Below are 16,637 nucleotides of genomic sequence, written 5' to 3'. Positions count from 1 at the left end.
CTTTTGTTACCATCCGGGACTTTCTCGGTCCAATCCCTGGGGTTTCCACGACATGTCAGCCGTTCGCAGCAAGATTTGCGGGATTACCCGCATAGAAGACGCGCTGGCGGCGGTCGAGGCGGGGGCGGATGCCATCGGTTTTGTGTTCTATGCCAAGAGCCCGCGGGCGGTGAATGTGTTGCAGGCGCGGGCGATCATCGCCGCCTTGCCGCCTTTCGTGACCACCGTGGGGTTGTTCGTCAACGCCAGCCGTTGCGAACTCAACGAAACCTTGGATGCCGTACCGCTGGATATGCTGCAGTTTCACGGCGACGAGACGCCCGACGAATGTGAAAGCTACCAGCGTCCGTACATCAAGGCGTTGCGCGTGAAGGCCGGGGATGACATCGCGGCAGCGTGTGCCGCCTACGGTGGCGCCCGTGGGATTCTGCTCGACACCTATGTCGAGGGCGTGCCCGGTGGAACCGGTGAGGCGTTTGATTGGTCGCTGATTCCTGCTGGCTTGAGCAAGCCGATCATCCTGGCCGGCGGGCTCAACCCCGGCAATGTCGGGTCGGCGATAGAGCAGGTGCGACCCTATGCCGTGGATGTCAGCGGCGGCGTGGAGCAGGGCAAGGGCATCAAGGATCACAGCAAGATTCGCGCATTCATGCAGGCCGTGCGCAACAGCAGTGACCGGATGTGACGGCTGGCAGTCTGCCGCCGTCCATAACTACCACTGTGTAAAACAGCCCGGTGCCGCCTGAGGGTGGCCTGGAAACGAAGTGGCAACCCTGCGCTGGCAGGTTGTCTGGAAGGCTGAGGGGACATGCGGGAAAAGGCCGGTCGAACGTCTGACCCCGTCCAGCATGTTTCATCGCCACATATGAATTTAGCTCAAGGGCATACGCGGGGCTGTGTTCAAGCCACCGGTACTGGAGAAAGAAAGCATGAGCAACTGGTTAGTAGACAAACTGATCCCTTCGATCATGCGTTCCGAGGTGAAGAAAAGCTCGGTTCCTGAAGGTCTGTGGCACAAGTGCCCATCCTGCGACGCGGTGCTGTACCGTCCGGAGCTGGAAAAGACCCTGGACGTTTGCCCCAAGTGCAACCACCACATGCGTATCGGCGCTCGCGCCCGCATTGACATCTTCCTGGACGCCGAAGGCCGCAACGAGCTGGGCGCAGACCTGGAGCCGGTTGACCGCCTCAAGTTCCGCGACAGCAAGAAGTACAAGGACCGTCTGGTCGGCGCGCAGAAGCAGACTGGCGAGAAGGACGCGCTGATTTCCGTCAGCGGCAAACTGCTCGGCATGCCTGTCGTGGTGTCGGCGTTCGAGTTCTCCTTCATGGGCGGCTCCATGGGTGCCATCGTCGGTGAGCGCTTTGTTCGCGCCGCCAACTACGCCCTGGAAAACCGTTGCCCGATGATCTGCTTCGCCGCCTCCGGTGGTGCGCGCATGCAGGAAGCCCTGATCTCCCTGATGCAAATGGCCAAGACCTCTGCGGTACTGGCGCGTCTGCGCGAAGAAGGCATCCCGTTCATCTCCGTGCTGACCGACCCGGTCTACGGCGGCGTTTCCGCCAGCCTGGCGATGCTGGGTGATGTGATCGTCGGCGAGCCAAAGGCCCTGATCGGCTTTGCCGGCCCGCGTGTGATCGAGCAGACCGTGCGTGAAAAACTGCCGGAAGGTTTCCAGCGTAGCGAATTCTTGCTGGAGCACGGTGCGATCGACTTGATCATTCCGCGCGGTGAACTGCGTCCACGCCTGGGCAACCTGCTGGCACAAATGATGGGCCTGCCGACGCCTGTGTACGTCGCGCCTAAGGTTGAACCGATTGTCGTGCCGCCGGTGCCTGCAAACCTATGACCCAGCGTACCCTGGGCGAATGGCTCGCCTACCTTGAGCAGTTGCATCCGTCCGCCATCGACATGGGCCTGGAGCGCTCGCAACAGGTAGCGGCCCGCCTCGGGTTGGGCCGGCCGGCACCGCGCGTGATCACGGTGACCGGCACCAACGGCAAGGGCTCTACCTGTGCCTTTGTCGCGGCGCTGCTGCAGGCCCAAGGGCTGAAAGTTGGCGTCTACAATTCCCCGCACCTGCTGCGTTACAACGAGCGGGTGCAGCTCAATGGTGTCGAAGCCACCGATGAGCAACTCTGCGAAGCCTTTGCTGCGCTCGATGCCGGCCGTGGCGAGATTTCCCTGACTTACTTCGAGATGGGCACCCTGGCGGCGTTCTGGCTGTTCGAGCGTGCGCAACTGGATGTGGTGGTGCTGGAGGTCGGCCTGGGCGGGCGTCTGGACACGGTCAACGTGGTAGATGCCGACCTGGCGTTGGTCACCAGTATTGGTGTGGACCACGCCGATTACCTGGGCAATACCCGCGAATCCGTGGCCTATGAAAAAGCCGGGATCTTCCGCCAGGGCAAGCCTGCGCTGTGCGGCGACCTGGATCCGCCGCACACCTTGCTCGACAAGGTGCGCGAGCTGGATTGCCCGTTTTTCCTGCGCGGTCGCGACTTCAATCTCGAAATCGGTGCGCAACACTGGCAATGGCGTGGGCACGATGCTCGCGGCCAGGCAGTAGAGCTGCGCGACCTGCCGCTGCTGAACCTGCCAATGGAAAACGCCGCGCTCGCACTGCAGGCCTATCTGTTGCTGGACTTGCCGTGGAATGCCGGGCAGATTGCCGCCACCTTGCTATCGACCCGTGTGGTCGGGCGATTGGATCGTCGTGCGTTCCAATGGCAAGGCAAGTGCCTGAATCTGTTGCTGGACGTGGGGCATAACCCCCATGCGGCCGAGTACCTGGCACAACGCCTGTCGCGTACGCCGCCGGTCGGTCGTCGCCTTGCAGTCTTTGGCTTGCTGGCCGATAAGGATCTGGACGGTGTAGTTGCACCCTTGCTGGGCAATGTCCAGGCGTGGGCTGTAGCGCCACTGGATACCTCGCGCAGCCGTCCGGCCGCCGAGCTGGAAGTGGCCTTGCAGAACCTTGGTGCGCCGGTGGCGTCGTATGCAAGCGTGACCGCTGCCCTTGAAGCACAGTGCGCCCTTGCCACCCCCGATGATGAGATTCTGTTGTTCGGGTCATTTTATTGTGTTGCCGAGGCGCTCGAGTGGTTGGCCCGGCGCTCCACGGAGGAAGCTGCACATGGCATTACTGGATAGCGCATACAAGCAGCGAATGGTCGGAGCCCTAGTTCTGGTGGCGTTGGCGGTGATTTTCCTGCCGATGTTGTTTTCGCGTCAGGACGAGGAGCGTCAATTAGTCGTCGAAGCGCCGGCTGCCCCGCAGGCGCCGTCGGTGCCGCAAGTACAGGTTGAACCGGTGGTGGTGCCTGAGCCCCAGGCCTTGCCGGAAGAAGAGCCGGTGCCGAGCGATGCTGAGGTTGCGGCCCAGCAAGCGCCGTCGATGCCGGTTCAGCCGAGCGTGCCGGTGGTCAAGCCGGCGCCTGCGCCGACCGTAGCGGCCAAGCCTGCCGCGCCTGCGCCCGCACCGAAGCCGGTAGCGCCGCAACCTGCGGCACCGGGCAAGCCGGATGTGGGCCAGAGCCGTATTGATCCGAATGGCTTGCCGATCAGTTGGTCGATTCAAGTGGCCAGCCTGGGTAACCGCGAAGGCGCTGATGCTTTGCAGAAGAAGCTGCGCAGCCAGGGCTATAACGCGTATATCCGCAGCGCCGACGGCAAAAACCGCGTGTTTATTGGGCCGCTGATCGAGCGCGCCGAGGCGGATCGCCTGCGGGACTTGTTGGATCGCCAGCAGAACCTCAAGGGTTTTGTGACCCGTTTCCAGCCTGAACGCGGCTGATTTGATCCCTGCTTGACGTGTGGCTGACCTGTAGGAGCCCGGCTTGCCGGCGATGGCATCTATAAAATCGCTATCGCCGGCAAGCCGGGCTCCTACATTCAGGGGTACAACCCGTTGATTTGCAAAGCAGCCGTAATCACAGCTTACCGATAGCCCGACGCTCTGCTAAAATGCGCCGCCTTATCTGTCCGTAGGCTCAAACGTGCCATTTACCTGGGTTGACTGGGCGATTGTTGCAATCGTCGCCATCTCCGCTTTGATCAGTCTCAGCCGCGGCTTCGTAAAAGAAGCACTGTCGTTGCTGACTTGGATCATCGCAGGAGTCGTAGCCTGGATGTTCGGCGGTTCGTTGTCGGTCTACCTGGCCGGATACATCGAGACACCTTCGGCTCGCGTCATCGCGGGCTGCGCCATCATGTTCATCGCCACGCTGCTGGTGGGAGCAATGGTCAATTATCTTATTGGCGAGTTGATACGTGTCACCGGCCTCTCCGGTACCGATCGATTCCTCGGCATGGCCTTCGGCGCCGCGCGTGGCGCGTTGCTGGTGGTCGTGGCGGTCGGGCTGTTGAGCCTGGGGCCGGTACAGCAGGATTCGTGGTGGCAGGAGTCTGTGCTCGTGCCAAAATTTCTATTGGTTGCAGATTGGTCCAAGAACCTCATATTGGGGTGGAGCAGTCAGTGGCTGGCCAGCGGAATCAGCGTACCCGCTGATATACCGTTCAAGGAGCACCTCTTACCGGCCAAAACGCCTCAGTAAGCTGTGTTCAGTCAAGATTCATTAAGTAGGGGTTGCGTCGCATGTGTGGCATCGTCGGTATCGTCGGTAAGTCGAACGTCAATCAGGCGCTGTATGACGCGCTAACCGTCCTCCAGCACCGCGGCCAGGACGCTGCCGGTATTGTGACCAGCCACGACGGCCGGTTATTCCTGCGCAAGGACAATGGTCTGGTGCGTGACGTGTTCCATCAGCGTCACATGCAGCGCCTGGTCGGGCACATGGGCATTGGCCATGTGCGTTACCCGACCGCCGGTAGCTCTACGTCGGCTGAAGCTCAACCGTTTTACGTCAACTCGCCTTACGGCATCACCCTGGCGCATAACGGTAACCTGACCAACGTTGAACAGCTGGCCAAGGAGATTTACGAATCTGACCTGCGCCACGTCAACACCAGTTCCGACTCGGAAGTGCTGCTCAACGTGTTCGCCCACGAGCTGGCCCAGCGCGGCAAGCTGCAACCGACCGAAGAAGACGTGTTCGCCGCCGTCACTGACGTGCACAATCGTTGCGTCGGTGGTTACGCCGTTGTGGCCATGGTCACCGGTTATGGCATCGTCGGTTTCCGTGACCCGCATGGCATCCGTCCGATCGTGTTCGGCCAACGTCACACTGACGAAGGCGTCGAGTACATGATCGCTTCCGAAAGCGTATCCCTGGACGTGCTGGGTTTCACCCTGATTCGCGACCTTGCGCCGGGCGAAGCGGTGTACATCACCGAAGACGGCAAGTTGCACACCCGTCAGTGCGCCGTGGCGCCGAAACTCACCCCGTGCATCTTCGAACACGTCTACCTGGCGCGTCCGGATTCGATCATCGATGGTGTTTCGGTGTACAAGGCGCGTCTGCGCATGGGCGAGAAGCTGGCCGAGAAGATCCTGCGCGAGCGTCCTGAACACGACATCGATGTAGTGATCCCGATCCCGGACACCAGCCGCACCGCTGCGCTGGAGTTGGCCAACCACTTGGGCGTCAAGTTCCGCGAAGGCTTTGTGAAGAACCGCTACATTGGCCGTACCTTCATTATGCCGGGCCAGGCTGCGCGCAAGAAGTCGGTGCGCCAGAAGCTCAACGCCATCGAGTTGGAGTTCCGCGGCAAGAACGTGATGCTGGTGGATGACTCCATCGTGCGCGGGACTACCTGCAAGCAGATCATCCAGATGGCCCGCGAAGCCGGTGCGAAGAACGTGTACTTCTGTTCTGCAGCCCCAGCGGTGCGTTACCCGAACGTCTACGGCATCGACATGCCGAGCGCCCATGAGCTGATCGCTCACAACCGTTCGACCCAGGACGTGGCCGACCTGATCGGTGCTGATTGGCTGATCTACCAGGACCTGCCTGATCTGATCGAGGCGGTCGGTGGTGGCAAGATCAAGATCGACCAGTTCGACTGCGCCGTGTTTGACGGCAAGTATGTGACCGGTGATGTCGACGAGGCCTACCTGAACAAGATCGAGCAGGCGCGTAACGACTCGTCGAAGATCAAGACCCAGGCGGTCAGCGCGATCATCGACCTGTACAACAACTGAGTGACAACCGGCCCTGAGGGGCCGGTTTTGTATCTTAAATAAAGAATTGAGTAAGGAGTCGCAGCATGAGTCAGGAATGGGATGCCGGTCGGTTGGACAGCGACCTCGATGGCGTAGCTTTCGATACCCTGGCTGTGCGCGCCGGCCAGCACCGCACCCCGGAAGGTGAGCACGGTGATCCGATGTTCTTCACTTCCAGCTATGTGTTCCGCACCGCCGCCGATGCCGCTGCGCGCTTCGCTGGGGAAGTGCCGGGCAACGTGTATTCGCGTTATACCAACCCGACGGTACGCGCGTTCGAAGAGCGTATTGCGGCACTGGAAGGTGCTGAGCAGGCGGTAGCGACGGCCACTGGTATGGCGGCGATCCTGGCGGTGGTGATGAGCCTGTGCAGTGCTGGCGACCATGTGTTGGTGTCGCGCAGTGTGTTTGGTTCGACCATCAGCCTGTTCGAGAAGTATTTCAAGCGCTTCGGTATCGAAGTGGACTACGTGCCCTTGGCGGATCTTTCCGGCTGGGATGCGGCAATCAAGGCCAACACCAAGTTGCTGTTCGTCGAGTCGCCGTCCAACCCATTGGCTGAGTTGGTGGACATCGCTGCGTTGTCTGAAGTGGCGCATGCCAAAGGTGCCATGTTGGTCGTGGACAACTGCTTCTGCACCCCGGCGCTGCAACAGCCGTTGAAGCTGGGGGCGGACATCGTCGTGCACTCGGCGACCAAGTTCATCGACGGCCAGGGCCGTTGCATGGGCGGTGTGGTTGCAGGTCGCAGCGAGCAGATGAAAGAAATCGTCGGCTTCCTGCGCACGGCTGGCCCGACCTTGAGCCCGTTCAACGCCTGGATCTTCCTCAAGGGGCTTGAGACCCTTAACCTGCGGATGAAGGCCCACTGCGCCAACGCCCAGGCTCTGGCGCAGTGGTTGGAACAGCAGGACGGTATCGAGAAGGTGCATTACGCCGGCCTCAAGAGCCACCCGCAGCACGAATTGGCCCAGCGCCAGCAGCGTGGTTTCGGCGCTGTGGTGAGCTTTGAGGTGAAGGGCGGCAAAGAGGGCGCCTGGCGCTTTATCGATGCGACTCGCCTGATTTCCATCACCGCCAACCTGGGTGACAGCAAGACCACCATTACCCACCCGAGTACCACTTCCCACGGGCGCCTGGCGCCGCAGGAGCGTGAAGCGGCGGGTATCCGTGACAGCCTGATCCGCATTGCGGTTGGCCTGGAAGACGTAGCTGACTTGCAAGCTGACTTGGCTCGCGGGCTGGCGGCCTTGTGATCGAGTGGTCCATGGAAGCGGCGGCTGCCACTAACGGGCGCGTTGCGCTGGTCACAGGTGCGGCGCGAGGCATTGGTCTCGGGATTGCCGCATGGCTGATCAGCGAAGGCTGGCAGGTGGTGTTGACTGACCTGGACCGCGAGCGCGGCTCCAAGGTGTCCAAGGTGCTGGGTGAAAACGCCTGGTTCATCAGCATGGACGTGGCCGACGAGAAGCAAGTGGCCCAAGGTGTTGCCGAGGTATTGGGGCAGTTTGGGCGCCTGGACGCGTTGGTCTGCAATGCGGCGGTGGCTGACCCGCGCAATATCACCCTGGAAAGCCTCGACCTGGCGTACTGGAATCGGGTGCTTGCTGTGAACCTCAGTGGGCCGATGTTGTTGGCCAAGCACTGTGCGCCTTACTTGCGTGCCCATGGCGGTGCCATCGTCAATTTGGCCTCGACCCGCGCCCGCCAGTCGGAACCGGACACCGAAGCCTACGCGGCGAGCAAAGGTGGTCTGCTGGCCCTCACGCATGCCTTGGCGATGAGCCTGGGGCCGGAAGTACGGGTCAATGCGGTCAGCCCTGGCTGGATCGATGCGCGTGATCCGGCTGCACGTCGGGCCGAGCCGTTGAGTGATGCTGATCATGCGCAGCATCCGGCGGGCAGGGTAGGCACTGTAGAAGACGTGGCGGCGATGGTGGCGTGGCTGCTGTCGCGCCAGGCGGGGTTTGTTACCGGGCAAGAGTTTGTCGTGGACGGTGGCATGAGCAAGAAGATGATTTACAGCGAGTAGGGCGGGTAGCCGTCTTGAAGCAATTTTGTCTTTTTCAGAAAAACTTCAAGCAGGCTATTGACTTAGGTCCGCTACCTGCGTAAATTTCGCGGCCTCAACGAAGCAAAGGGTGATTAGCTCAGCTGGGAGAGCATCTGCCTTACAAGCAGAGGGTCGGCGGTTCGATCCCGTCATCACCCACCACTTCTTGAGAGTTTTGCCCCAGGGCAAGACGCAACGTTAAAGGTTGCACCGACGCGCAGCGGTAGTTCAGTCGGTTAGAATACCGGCCTGTCACGCCGGGGGTCGCGGGTTCGAGTCCCGTCCGCTGCGCCATATTTTCCAGGTCTGATTCGTCGGGCTTGAGATTGAACAACCAAGGTTGATCGATCAGATGTTCAAAGACGGTTGAGGGTTTTCACTCAATCAGTCAAGCGATACGCAGCGGTAGTTCAGTCGGTTAGAATACCGGCCTGTCACGCCGGGGGTCGCGGGTTCGAGTCCCGTCCGCTGCGCCATATCTGCCTCAAGGCCCACTGAACGCCTTGAAGCACGAAGCAAGCCTCTGGCTACTTTGATCCGATAGCAAAGACCCTGGTCGAAAGACCGGGGTTTTTTGTGTCTGCGATTTGATGCGCGCGCCCTGTAGGAGCCCGCTTGCGGGCGATGGCGACTTCAGGACGCCATCGCCCGCAAGCGGGCTCCTACAGGTTTCGAGTCAGAATCCTAATTTGTCGCGTAGGCCGTAATACCAGGCACCCAGCGCTGCAAACGGCGTACGCAACAGTTGCCCGCCCGGGAAAGGGTAGTGCGGCAGGTCGGCAAACGCGTCAAAACGCTCTGCCTGGCCTCTGAGCGCCTCTGCCAGTACCTTGCCGGCCAGGTGCGTGTACGTCACGCCATGGCCACTGCAGCCCTGTGAGTAGTAGATGTTATCGCCCAGGCGTCCCACCTGCGGCAATCGCGACAGGGTCAGCAGGAAATTGCCAGTCCAGGCGTAATCGATCTTCACGTCCTTGAGTTGCGGGAAGGCCTTGAGCATCTTCGGACGGATGATCGCCTCGATATTTGCCGGGTCGCGCGCGCCATACACCACGCCACCGCCGAAGATCAGGCGCTTGTCGCGGGTGAGACGGTAGTAGTCGAGCAAATAGTTGCAGTCTTCGACGCAGTAATCCTGCGGCAGCAGCGTTTTTGCCAGTTCGTCACCGAGGGGTGCGGTAGTGATCACTTGCGTGCCGCACGGCATAGACTTGGCCGCCAACTCCGGCACCAGGTTGCCCAGGTAGGCATTGCCCGCGACGATAATGAACTTGGCCCTGACCTTGCCCTGCGCGGTATGCACCACCGGATTGGCACCGCGCTCGATTCGTACGGCTGCCGATTGTTCGTAGATCGTGCCGCCCAGAGATTCCACGGCCGCCGCTTCGCCGAGTGCCAGGTTGAGTGGATGGATATGGCCTCCGCTCATGTCTAGCAAGCCACCTACATAGTTGTCACAGGCCACCACTTCACGGATGCGGCGCTCGTCCAGCAGCTCCAGCTGTGTATGGCCGTAGCGCTCCCACAGGCGCTTCTGCGACTCCAGGTGGCCCATGTGTTTGCTGTTGAGTGCGGCGAATACGCCGCCATCCTTCAGGTCGCACTGGATTTGGTACTTGGCCACGCGTTCGCGGATGATCTTGCCGCCTTCGAATGCCATCTGCCCAAGCAGTTGCGCCTGTTTAGGCCCAACGCTGCGCTCGATCACGTCGATATCGCGGCTGTAGCTATTGACGATCTGCCCGCCGTTGCGGCCCGAGGCGCCGAACCCCACCTTGGCGGCTTCGAGCACCGTCACGCGAAAACCGTTCTCCAGCAGAAACAGCGCACTGGAGAGGCCGGTGTAGCCGGCGCCAATCACGCACACATCGGTTTCGACCTCACCTTGCAGTACCGGGCGAGGCGGAACGGCATTCGCGGATGCGGCGTAATACGATTGGGGGTAGGGGGTGTTCGCCATCCTGGAACCTCTGTTTTATATTTTTTACGAGTGCGTCGATCCTACCTGAGTTGAAAATTGCCTGCCAGCCACCCGAAATTCACGGGTGTGCTCCGCGCAAATAAAAAATTCGCATATTCATAGGGTTAGCTGCAAAAAAGATGTTGACACCCCTCCGGAATTCCGTAGAATGCCGCCTCACAGCAGGCACGTAGCTCAGTTGGTTAGAGCACCACCTTGACATGGTGGGGGTCGTTGGTTCGAGTCCAATCGCGCCTACCAAACAAAATCCGCTCTGCTGGGCGGTCTAGAAGGGCTCACCGAAAGGTGGGCCCTTTTTTGTTGTCTGCGATTTCTAAAACCCCGCCTCAGCCGGTCTCGCCAAGAAACATCTGCAACAACACCAGTTCAACCAGCGCCACCAACAGCAAAAACATCACGAACCCGAATGAGAACACGCGTTTTCGCCGTGGTGGTGTGTAATCGCTCGCTAACTCGAGCAGATTGAACAGCGTGCCGATGAGCCGCCAGATAAATTCTAGAAATTCGCTCACGGTGGCGATTTACTTGGCCTTGGCGCTTTTGATATCACTGATCATCTGCTTGGCGATCGCCTGTACTTGCTTCTGTGTCATGGCCGAGGCAATGCCTTCCCAGGCGGACGACGAAGTGTCGTAGGTGCGCGAGCCAATCGGTGCGCCGGATTTAAGGTCAGAGTAATCGGCGCGAGAGAACACCCAGGCATTACCTACCAGCGCACCCGCGACGTAGCGCGAGCCCGGCTCGATGTAACGGAACTTGCTCACATTGATGTTGATGCCGACACCGTCTTCGCCGCTGGGAGCCACCGCGGAGCTTTCAGTGACATTGAAGCCGGCTTGGCGGGCTTCGACCTGGAGCGCATTGTTCCAGTCGCGCTTGAGCAGGTTCCAGTCCGGGTTTTGCTCGACCTGGCCTTCGCCTTTGATGCTCACCACCAAGTTGTGTTTGGCGGCGTCCGGGATCGCTAGGGCGCCGCCACCACTTTTCACCTTGGCGGCGCAACCACCCAGCATGGACAGCGCAACGGCGCAGGAGATAGCGATCAGGATTTTTTGGGTTTTCATTGAATTTCCATATCCACAACGTTAACGGGAGGGCCGCAAAGGCCTGAGAAACGGGCGGCGCTAAGATGCGCGAATCCCGTCAGGTCTGTCCACATCTTGTTACGTGTACCGCGTCCAATCACCCACAAGAATTATTGGTTCGCAGCAACAATTTTTCTTGTTGGACACCTCCCGTCCCCAGGCAGCAAAGTTGCCGCCACTGACGCTCGACCTTTCGGGTCAACAATAAAAAACTGAGCCGACTGCACGCCACTTCTTGCTGTGAACCCTTTGTTCACATCCTGCTGTAATGGCGCCGCAGCGCGCACTTAAGGACCTCACGCCATGCAAACTGTTGTGAACTTATGGCCGTTGATCGGCGTACTGGTGATCGTGGTTGGCTTTATCTTGCGCTTCAACCCGCTGTTGGTGGTCACCGCCGCCGCCATCGCCACCGGGCTTGCCGCCCATTTCCCACTGGAAAAAATCCTCGCGACCATGGGCGATGGCTTCCTTCAGACCCGTGCCCTGCAATTGATCCTGTTGTTGCCCCTTGCCGTTATCGGCCTGCTGGAGCGTCACGGGCTGCGCCTGCATGCGCAGAACTGGATCGCACGCTTCGAACGCGCCACGGTGGGGCGCCTGCTGATCATCTATCTGTTTGTACGTGAATCCACTGCTGCCATGGGCTTGACCAGCTTGGGTGGGCACCCGCAGATGGTGCGCCCGCTGCTGGCGCCGATGGCCGAAGGTGCAGCAGAAAAACGCTACGGCAAGTTGCCGGACAAGCTGCGTCACAAGGTGTTGGCCATGTGCGCCGCGACTGACAACGTCGGCCTGTTTTTTGGTGAAGATATTTTTGTCGCATTTGGCGCCATCGCATTGATGCACACCTTCCTGCTCGGCTCAGGGATTGATGTTGAGCCTCTGCACATTGCGGTGTGGGGCATCCCTACTGCGATCTGTGCCTTCATCATTCATGCAATCCGTCTGCATCGGTTTGATCGAAGGCTCACCCGTGAGATGACATCTGCCACTACGCCAGCGGAGGCCGCGCAATGATCATTTCCATTCAATACCTGTACTGGCTCGCTGGGGTTCTGCTGCTGATCACCGCGGGGATGATTTTGATGGACCGGAGCCATCCCAAGCGCTGGTCCAGTGCGTTGTTCTGGCTGTTGTTCGCTATTCCGTTCCTGATCGGCGAGCGCCTGCCGTCGGTCGCCATCGGCGCTGGCGTCGTGGTGATGGCATTGATCGCCGGCATGGGCGGCGTCGGCCGTGGCAAGCATGCCGAGTTGCATGACAAGGCATCCCGCGCCAGTGCCGGTCGCCTGGGTCACAAACTCTTCATTCCTGCGTTGGCTATTCCGCTGACCACGGTGATCGGCTCGGTATTGCTCAAACGCACCGAGATCGGCGGCGTGCCGCTGCTGGATCCGAAAAACACCACCTTCGTTTCCCTTGGCATCGGCTGCTTGATCGCACTTGGCCTGGCCTGCTGGCTCACTCGTGATACGCCGGTGCAAGCCTTGCGCGAATCCCGCCGTCTCACCGAAGCCCTCGGCTGGGCGATGGTGCTTCCGCAAATGCTCGCGATGCTCGGCTTGCTGTTTAACGAAGCCGGGGTCGGTACGGCCGTTGCGCACGTCACCACGACCTACATCAACATGGATTTCAAGTTGGTGGCGGTGATGGTCTATGTGCTGGGCATGGCCTTGTTTACGGTGATCATGGGTAATGGATTCGCGGCTTTCCCAGTGATGACGGGCGGTGTTGGCGTGCCGGTACTGGTGGGTATCTACGGCGGGAACCCGGCCGTAATGGCAGCGATTGGCATGTTCTCCGGCTACTGCGGCACACTGATGACGCCGATGGCCGCCAACTTCAATATCGTGCCCGCTGCGTTGCTCGAACTGCCGGACAAGAACGCCGTGATCAAGGCTCAACTGCCCACGGCGCTGATGATGTTGGTGGTCAATATTGTGCTGCTCTACGTGTTGATGTGAGGTCAAGATGCAAACCGTATTGCTGACGGGCTTTGAGCCCTTTGATAAAGACTTGGTTAATCCGTCCTGGGAGGCTGTGCGCCAACTGGACGGTGCGCAACTGGCGCCCGATGTGCAGATAGTTGCGCGTCGATTGCCTTGCGCATTTGCCACTGCCGGTGAGTGCCTGAACCGGTTGATCGATGAGTTGCGTCCGGCGATGGTGATCGCTACTGGTCTGGGACCAGGCCGTAGCACTCTCTCTATCGAGCGGGTGGCGATTAATGTCAACGATGCTCGTATTCCGGATAACCTGGGCGAGCAGCCTGTCGATACGGCGGTCATCGCTGATGGCCCGGCGGCCTACTTCACGACGCTGCCGATCAAGGCGATGGTCAAGGCCGTGCGTGAAGCGGGGATCGCAGCCTCGGTATCACAGACGGCGGGGACATTTGTGTGTAATCAGGTGTTTTATCTCTTGCAGCATGCGCTTGCAGGGTCGGGAGTGCGCAGTGGGTTTATCCACGTACCGTTTCTGCCAGAGCAGGTGGCGGGTTCGCAGCAGCCTTCAATGGCGCTGGGTATGATGGTTGCGGGATTGCAGGTAGCTTTACTGGCTGCGTGGCAAACGCTTGTGGATGTAAAGGAGGCGGGCGGGCAGGTCGGTTGACCGGCCCAGCGCCTCTCACATCGCAAACAATCGGGTAAGTCCGAAGGTGATGGCGCAAGCCAGGCCTGTCATTGCGAATGCGGTTGCCACGTACCACTTGATAAGGTTCAGCTCAGTGGTTGCCAGGTCTGCCTTGGAAGCGAAGTGTTTATCCATGGCGTCTGCCTTGCTCGAAACGGTGATCAGCTTCTCGTTCATTTCAGCCAGCCCCTTTTCCAGTAGACCTAATCGTATTTCCATTCCCGAATCTCCATGGTTTTTACTGTTGCCGGCTCTGCCTTGAGCCCCTTGGGAAGCCAGAATAGTGTGGCTTTCGTCCAGCGATAAGGGACAAACCTTTGCAAAATAACACCGGGGGTCTGCTGCTCAGTCTTCCCGCTTCGGAAAGAACAAATCAAAACACGTCACCCCGGCCTCACTGCTCACGCTGTATTGCCCGTTATGCAACTGCATGATGGTCGCCACAATCGACAAGCCCAACCCGTTGGATTGCGCTGACCGTTCCCGTGATTCATCCACACGGTAAAAACGTTCGAACAGTCGCGGCAGATGCTCGGCAGCGATGGTCTCACCGCGGTTGCTGACTTTCAGGTGAATGCCCTCGGCATCGGGAATCGCCCGTATCACCAACTCGGTGCTCGGCGCACCATATTTAATGGCGTTGGCACACAGGTTCGCCAGGGCCCTGCGCAGTAGCATCGGCTCCGCCCAGATCACCCCGTCACCTTCAGCGCGAATACTGATATCCCGATCCGCCGCCAAGCCTTCGAAGTACTCGGCGATGCGTTCCACTTCATTTGCGGCATTGAGTTCCTGACGCTGGCGCAGGGCGCTGGCCGGGTCGGTGCGCGCCAGGAACAGCATGTTGTCGAGCATCCGCGCCAGGCGTTCAAGCTCTTCGACATTGGACGCCAGCAGTTGCTGATAGCTCTCGATGCTGCGGTTTTGTTGCAGGGCAACCTGGGTTTCGCCCAGCAGGTTATTGATGGGGGTGCGCAGTTCGTGGGCCATGTCGGTGGACACCTGGCCCAGTTGGACAAAACCCTTGGCTAGCCGCTCTAGCATGGTGTTAAACGAATCAATCATCGGTAGCAGTTCTTTGGGTGCGCCGCGGCTGTCGAGGCGTTCGGCGAGATTGCCGACGCCGATGCCTTGGGCGTGCCGGGCCAGGCGGCGCAACGGTACAAGTCCACGATGCACCAGTAGATAACCGGCCACCGCCAGAATGATTGCGGCGATGCTCGCCAGGATATAAACGCTCAAGCGATAGCTGGCGAGCATGGCGGTGCGCTCTGTCATCAGGCGCCCCGTGGTGACTTGCAGGCTGCCCAGGTCGCCGGAGTCGATGGACGCGGCCACGGTCGCGAACGGCACACCGTTAATGCTGGGGAAGTGGTGCACGTCGGCAAACGTCAGCTCGTGGTTCTTGGGCACCGGGGGAACGGAAGGCAGGTCGATATTACCGGGATTGACCGTCAGCAGAGGTTTTTGCCCAGGCGCGGCGATGCTCAGTATCGATTCACGGTTGCCCAGCATGTTCTGGAACAGCTCCGGCTTGGTCTTGATCAGGTCCAGGGTATTGCTGTCGTTGAGCAGGTTGCGCAGTTGGTCGACGCGGGAAATCAATGCGGCATCGTCCCGCTTGATCAACTCTCGCTCCAGCTCGCGGTACAGCGCCACACCCAGGGTTGCCAGCAAGGCGAAGGCGAGTAGGGCGAAGACAAGCGCCAGACGCAGCGTCAAGGAGTAATGGCGACGTTTGTTCATGGCTGGGTATCGAAGCGGTAGCCGATGCCGCGCACGCTGTGGATCAGCTTGAGCTGGAACGGATCGTCGATTTTCAAGCGCAGGCGCCGTACGGCGACGTCTACCACGTTGGTGTCGCTGTCGAAGTTCATGTCCCACACCCGCGATGCGATCATCGAACGGGACAGCACCTGGTCCTGGTGAGTTGCGAACAGGTGCAGCAGGGCGAACTCTTTATTGGTCAGGGTAATGCGCGTGCCGGCACGGGTAACGCGGCGCTTCAGTACGTCGATCTGCAGGTCAGCGATGTGCAGCTGTTCCTCGTCCCGGCTCGGGCCACGGCGGGTCAGCGTACGCAAGCGTGCTACCAGTTCGGCGAAGGAGAACGGTTTGATCAGGTAATCGTCGGCGCCCAGTTCCAGGCCCTTGATGCGGTCGGCAATGTCATCGCGAGCCGTCAGAAAAAGTACCGGTGTGTCGGCTTCCTTGCGCAGGCGGCGCAGCACTTCCCAGCCGTCCATTTTCGGCATCATCACATCCAGTACGATCACGTCGAACGGGGTTTCCAGGGCCTGGTGCAAGCCGTCCACGCCGTCGCGGGCGAGACTGACGGAATAGCCCAGCTCCTGCAGGCCATTGAGCAAGTAGTTGCCGGCCTTGGGTTCGTCTTCGACTACGAGGATGTTCATGGGTAATGCCCTGTTTCAATGCGTGGCGCAAGTGTAGCCCGATCAATTGTCACTGGCGCAACCGATGCCCTGCACCTGGTAGTCCAACACGTGTTCGCGGCCTTGGCTGTCGAGGTAGTTGAGGCGGGCGGGGACGATGCCGCATTGGCCATAAGTGTCGGTGCTCGACAGCACTTTGGCCACGTCCAGGTGGACGAAGAAGCCGGTTTTGTCGTGGATGACAGGTTCAGCGGCAAGTACGGAACCGGTAGCGAGCAAAGCGGTAAAGCCGAGGATAAACAGTTTCATGGTGGTATCTCTCTTAAAGGGTTGGCTGCCAGGTCATGGCAGTGACTTCACAGT

Annotated in this window: 18 protein-coding genes and 4 tRNA genes; 15 read left to right on the top strand and 7 right to left on the bottom strand. The window is 59.9% G+C overall.

Translation table 11 applies throughout. From position 1 onward, the window contains the following. The first annotated feature begins 52 nt into the window (after positions 1-52). The 11 genes from RB216_RS19400 (at position 53) to RB216_RS19350 (ending at position 8,654) form a co-directional block, all read left to right on the top strand. The gene (locus tag RB216_RS19400) at positions 53-685 is read left to right on the top strand and encodes a phosphoribosylanthranilate isomerase (RefSeq protein ID WP_028617115.1); all 633 of its coding nucleotides are present in this window, start codon (positions 53-55) and stop codon (positions 683-685) included. A 244-nt stretch (positions 686-929) separates the two neighbouring features. After that, the gene (gene accD, locus RB216_RS19395) at positions 930-1,850 is read left to right on the top strand and encodes an acetyl-CoA carboxylase, carboxyltransferase subunit beta (protein WP_016976632.1); all 921 of its coding nucleotides are present in this window, start codon (positions 930-932) and stop codon (positions 1,848-1,850) included. Then, positions 1,847-3,154, top strand: coding sequence for a bifunctional tetrahydrofolate synthase/dihydrofolate synthase (gene folC, locus RB216_RS19390; RefSeq protein WP_068934125.1), 1,308 nt, complete (start codon positions 1,847-1,849; stop codon positions 3,152-3,154). The genes accD and folC overlap by 4 nt, the downstream gene beginning before the upstream one ends. Further along, a complete protein-coding gene (locus RB216_RS19385) occupies positions 3,138-3,797 on the top strand; it encodes an SPOR domain-containing protein (RefSeq protein ID WP_308907756.1) in 660 nt (219 codons plus the stop codon). Before folC ends, RB216_RS19385 begins: the two co-directional genes overlap by 17 nt. Positions 3,798-3,999: 202 nt before the next feature. Beyond that, complete coding sequence (locus tag RB216_RS19380) at positions 4,000-4,557, top strand: CvpA family protein (RefSeq protein WP_028617112.1); 558 nt, start codon at positions 4,000-4,002, stop codon at positions 4,555-4,557. A 41-nt stretch (positions 4,558-4,598) separates the two neighbouring features. Then, positions 4,599-6,104, top strand: coding sequence for an amidophosphoribosyltransferase (gene purF, locus RB216_RS19375; protein WP_015884965.1), 1,506 nt, complete (start codon positions 4,599-4,601; stop codon positions 6,102-6,104). A 65-nt stretch (positions 6,105-6,169) separates the two neighbouring features. Further along, entirely contained in the window at positions 6,170-7,381 is a 1,212-nt protein-coding gene (locus RB216_RS19370; RefSeq protein WP_028617111.1) for an O-succinylhomoserine sulfhydrylase, read from the top strand. Positions 7,382-7,392: 11 nt separating this feature from the next. Then, entirely contained in the window at positions 7,393-8,157 is a 765-nt protein-coding gene (locus tag RB216_RS19365; RefSeq protein ID WP_020372640.1) for an SDR family oxidoreductase, read from the top strand. A gap of 107 nt (positions 8,158-8,264) precedes the next feature. After that, positions 8,265-8,340: transfer RNA gene (locus RB216_RS19360), tRNA-Val, on the top strand. 55 nt (positions 8,341-8,395) lie between these two features. Continuing rightward, positions 8,396-8,472 (top strand) — tRNA-Asp (locus tag RB216_RS19355). Between the two features lie 105 nt (positions 8,473-8,577). Continuing rightward, positions 8,578-8,654: transfer RNA gene (locus RB216_RS19350), tRNA-Asp, on the top strand. Positions 8,655-8,854: 200 nt separating this feature from the next. Here the strand turns inward: RB216_RS19350 and RB216_RS19345 are convergent. Next, positions 8,855-10,138, bottom strand: a complete 1,284-nt coding sequence (locus RB216_RS19345) for an NAD(P)/FAD-dependent oxidoreductase (RefSeq protein ID WP_236321141.1) — start codon at positions 10,136-10,138, stop codon at positions 8,855-8,857. Between the two features lie 184 nt (positions 10,139-10,322). Between RB216_RS19345 and RB216_RS19340 the strand changes: the two genes are divergently transcribed. Beyond that, positions 10,323-10,399, top strand: a tRNA-Val gene (locus tag RB216_RS19340). Between the two features lie 86 nt (positions 10,400-10,485). Here RB216_RS19340 and RB216_RS19335 read toward each other — a convergent pair. Both RB216_RS19335 and RB216_RS19330 read right to left on the bottom strand, forming a co-directional pair. Further along, positions 10,486-10,671 (bottom strand): hypothetical protein, encoded by a 186-nt coding sequence (locus tag RB216_RS19335; protein ID WP_122687064.1) that lies wholly within the window; start codon positions 10,669-10,671, stop codon positions 10,486-10,488. A gap of 9 nt (positions 10,672-10,680) precedes the next feature. After that, entirely contained in the window at positions 10,681-11,223 is a 543-nt protein-coding gene (locus RB216_RS19330; protein ID WP_122687063.1) for a DUF4410 domain-containing protein, read from the bottom strand. Positions 11,224-11,547: 324 nt separating this feature from the next. Between RB216_RS19330 and RB216_RS19325 the strand changes: the two genes are divergently transcribed. Genes RB216_RS19325 through pcp form a run of 3 tightly spaced genes read left to right on the top strand, consistent with a single transcriptional unit; the run spans position 11,548 to position 13,860 of the window. After that, positions 11,548-12,264: a DUF969 domain-containing protein gene (locus RB216_RS19325; protein ID WP_028617107.1), complete on the top strand. Its 717-nt coding sequence runs from the start codon at positions 11,548-11,550 to the stop codon at positions 12,262-12,264. Then, positions 12,261-13,211 carry a DUF979 domain-containing protein gene (locus RB216_RS19320; RefSeq protein ID WP_122687061.1) on the top strand — a complete coding sequence of 317 codons (951 nt, stop codon included), beginning with the start codon at positions 12,261-12,263 and terminating at the stop codon, positions 13,209-13,211. Before RB216_RS19325 ends, RB216_RS19320 begins: the two co-directional genes overlap by 4 nt. Before the next feature lie 7 nt (positions 13,212-13,218). Continuing rightward, a complete protein-coding gene (pcp, locus tag RB216_RS19315) occupies positions 13,219-13,860 on the top strand; it encodes a pyroglutamyl-peptidase I (RefSeq protein ID WP_028617105.1) in 642 nt (213 codons plus the stop codon). 15 nt (positions 13,861-13,875) lie between these two features. Here the strand turns inward: pcp and RB216_RS19310 are convergent, their stop codons facing one another. From RB216_RS19310 to RB216_RS19295, 4 genes are all read right to left on the bottom strand, one after another. After that, positions 13,876-14,100 carry a hypothetical protein gene (locus RB216_RS19310; RefSeq protein ID WP_028617104.1) on the bottom strand — a complete coding sequence of 75 codons (225 nt, stop codon included), beginning with the start codon at positions 14,098-14,100 and terminating at the stop codon, positions 13,876-13,878. Between the two features lie 126 nt (positions 14,101-14,226). Further along, entirely contained in the window at positions 14,227-15,627 is a 1,401-nt protein-coding gene (locus tag RB216_RS19305; protein WP_308907755.1) for a heavy metal sensor histidine kinase, read from the bottom strand. Continuing rightward, positions 15,624-16,295 (bottom strand): heavy metal response regulator transcription factor, encoded by a 672-nt coding sequence (locus tag RB216_RS19300; protein ID WP_028617102.1) that lies wholly within the window; start codon positions 16,293-16,295, stop codon positions 15,624-15,626. Before RB216_RS19300 ends, RB216_RS19305 begins: the two co-directional genes overlap by 4 nt. A 42-nt stretch (positions 16,296-16,337) precedes the next feature. After that, positions 16,338-16,583: a DUF2790 domain-containing protein gene (locus tag RB216_RS19295; RefSeq protein WP_028617101.1), complete on the bottom strand. Its 246-nt coding sequence runs from the start codon at positions 16,581-16,583 to the stop codon at positions 16,338-16,340. Between the last annotated feature and the right edge of the window lie 54 nt (positions 16,584-16,637).

This window comes from Pseudomonas canadensis (assembly GCF_030980095.1).
Taxonomy (GTDB): domain Bacteria; phylum Pseudomonadota; class Gammaproteobacteria; order Pseudomonadales; family Pseudomonadaceae; genus Aquipseudomonas; species Aquipseudomonas canadensis.
This window is presented reverse-complemented; position numbering and strand designations above follow the sequence as displayed.

Excerpts from the sequence above, each read along its gene's own strand:
- RB216_RS19300 (WP_028617102.1), bottom strand. The coding sequence starts at position 16,295 with ATGAACATCCTCGTAGTCGAAGACGAACCCAAGGCCGGCAACTACTTG.
- RB216_RS19385 (WP_308907756.1), top strand. The coding sequence starts at position 3,138 with ATGGCATTACTGGATAGCGCATACAAGCAGCGAATGGTCGGAGCCCTA.
- RB216_RS19310 (WP_028617104.1), bottom strand. The coding sequence starts at position 14,100 with ATGGAAATACGATTAGGTCTACTGGAAAAGGGGCTGGCTGAAATGAAC.
- pcp (WP_028617105.1), top strand. The coding sequence starts at position 13,219 with ATGCAAACCGTATTGCTGACGGGCTTTGAGCCCTTTGATAAAGACTTG.
- RB216_RS19400 (WP_028617115.1), top strand. The coding sequence starts at position 53 with ATGTCAGCCGTTCGCAGCAAGATTTGCGGGATTACCCGCATAGAAGAC.
- RB216_RS19295 (WP_028617101.1), bottom strand. The coding sequence starts at position 16,583 with ATGAAACTGTTTATCCTCGGCTTTACCGCTTTGCTCGCTACCGGTTCC.
- RB216_RS19370 (WP_028617111.1), top strand. The coding sequence starts at position 6,170 with ATGAGTCAGGAATGGGATGCCGGTCGGTTGGACAGCGACCTCGATGGC.
- RB216_RS19325 (WP_028617107.1), top strand. The coding sequence starts at position 11,548 with ATGCAAACTGTTGTGAACTTATGGCCGTTGATCGGCGTACTGGTGATC.
- RB216_RS19320 (WP_122687061.1), top strand. The coding sequence starts at position 12,261 with ATGATCATTTCCATTCAATACCTGTACTGGCTCGCTGGGGTTCTGCTG.
- folC (WP_068934125.1), top strand. The coding sequence starts at position 1,847 with ATGACCCAGCGTACCCTGGGCGAATGGCTCGCCTACCTTGAGCAGTTG.
- RB216_RS19305 (WP_308907755.1), bottom strand. The coding sequence starts at position 15,627 with ATGAACAAACGTCGCCATTACTCCTTGACGCTGCGTCTGGCGCTTGTC.
- RB216_RS19365 (WP_020372640.1), top strand. The coding sequence starts at position 7,393 with ATGGAAGCGGCGGCTGCCACTAACGGGCGCGTTGCGCTGGTCACAGGT.
- RB216_RS19345 (WP_236321141.1), bottom strand. The coding sequence starts at position 10,138 with ATGGCGAACACCCCCTACCCCCAATCGTATTACGCCGCATCCGCGAAT.
- purF (WP_015884965.1), top strand. The coding sequence starts at position 4,599 with ATGTGTGGCATCGTCGGTATCGTCGGTAAGTCGAACGTCAATCAGGCG.
- RB216_RS19330 (WP_122687063.1), bottom strand. The coding sequence starts at position 11,223 with ATGAAAACCCAAAAAATCCTGATCGCTATCTCCTGCGCCGTTGCGCTG.
- accD (WP_016976632.1), top strand. The coding sequence starts at position 930 with ATGAGCAACTGGTTAGTAGACAAACTGATCCCTTCGATCATGCGTTCC.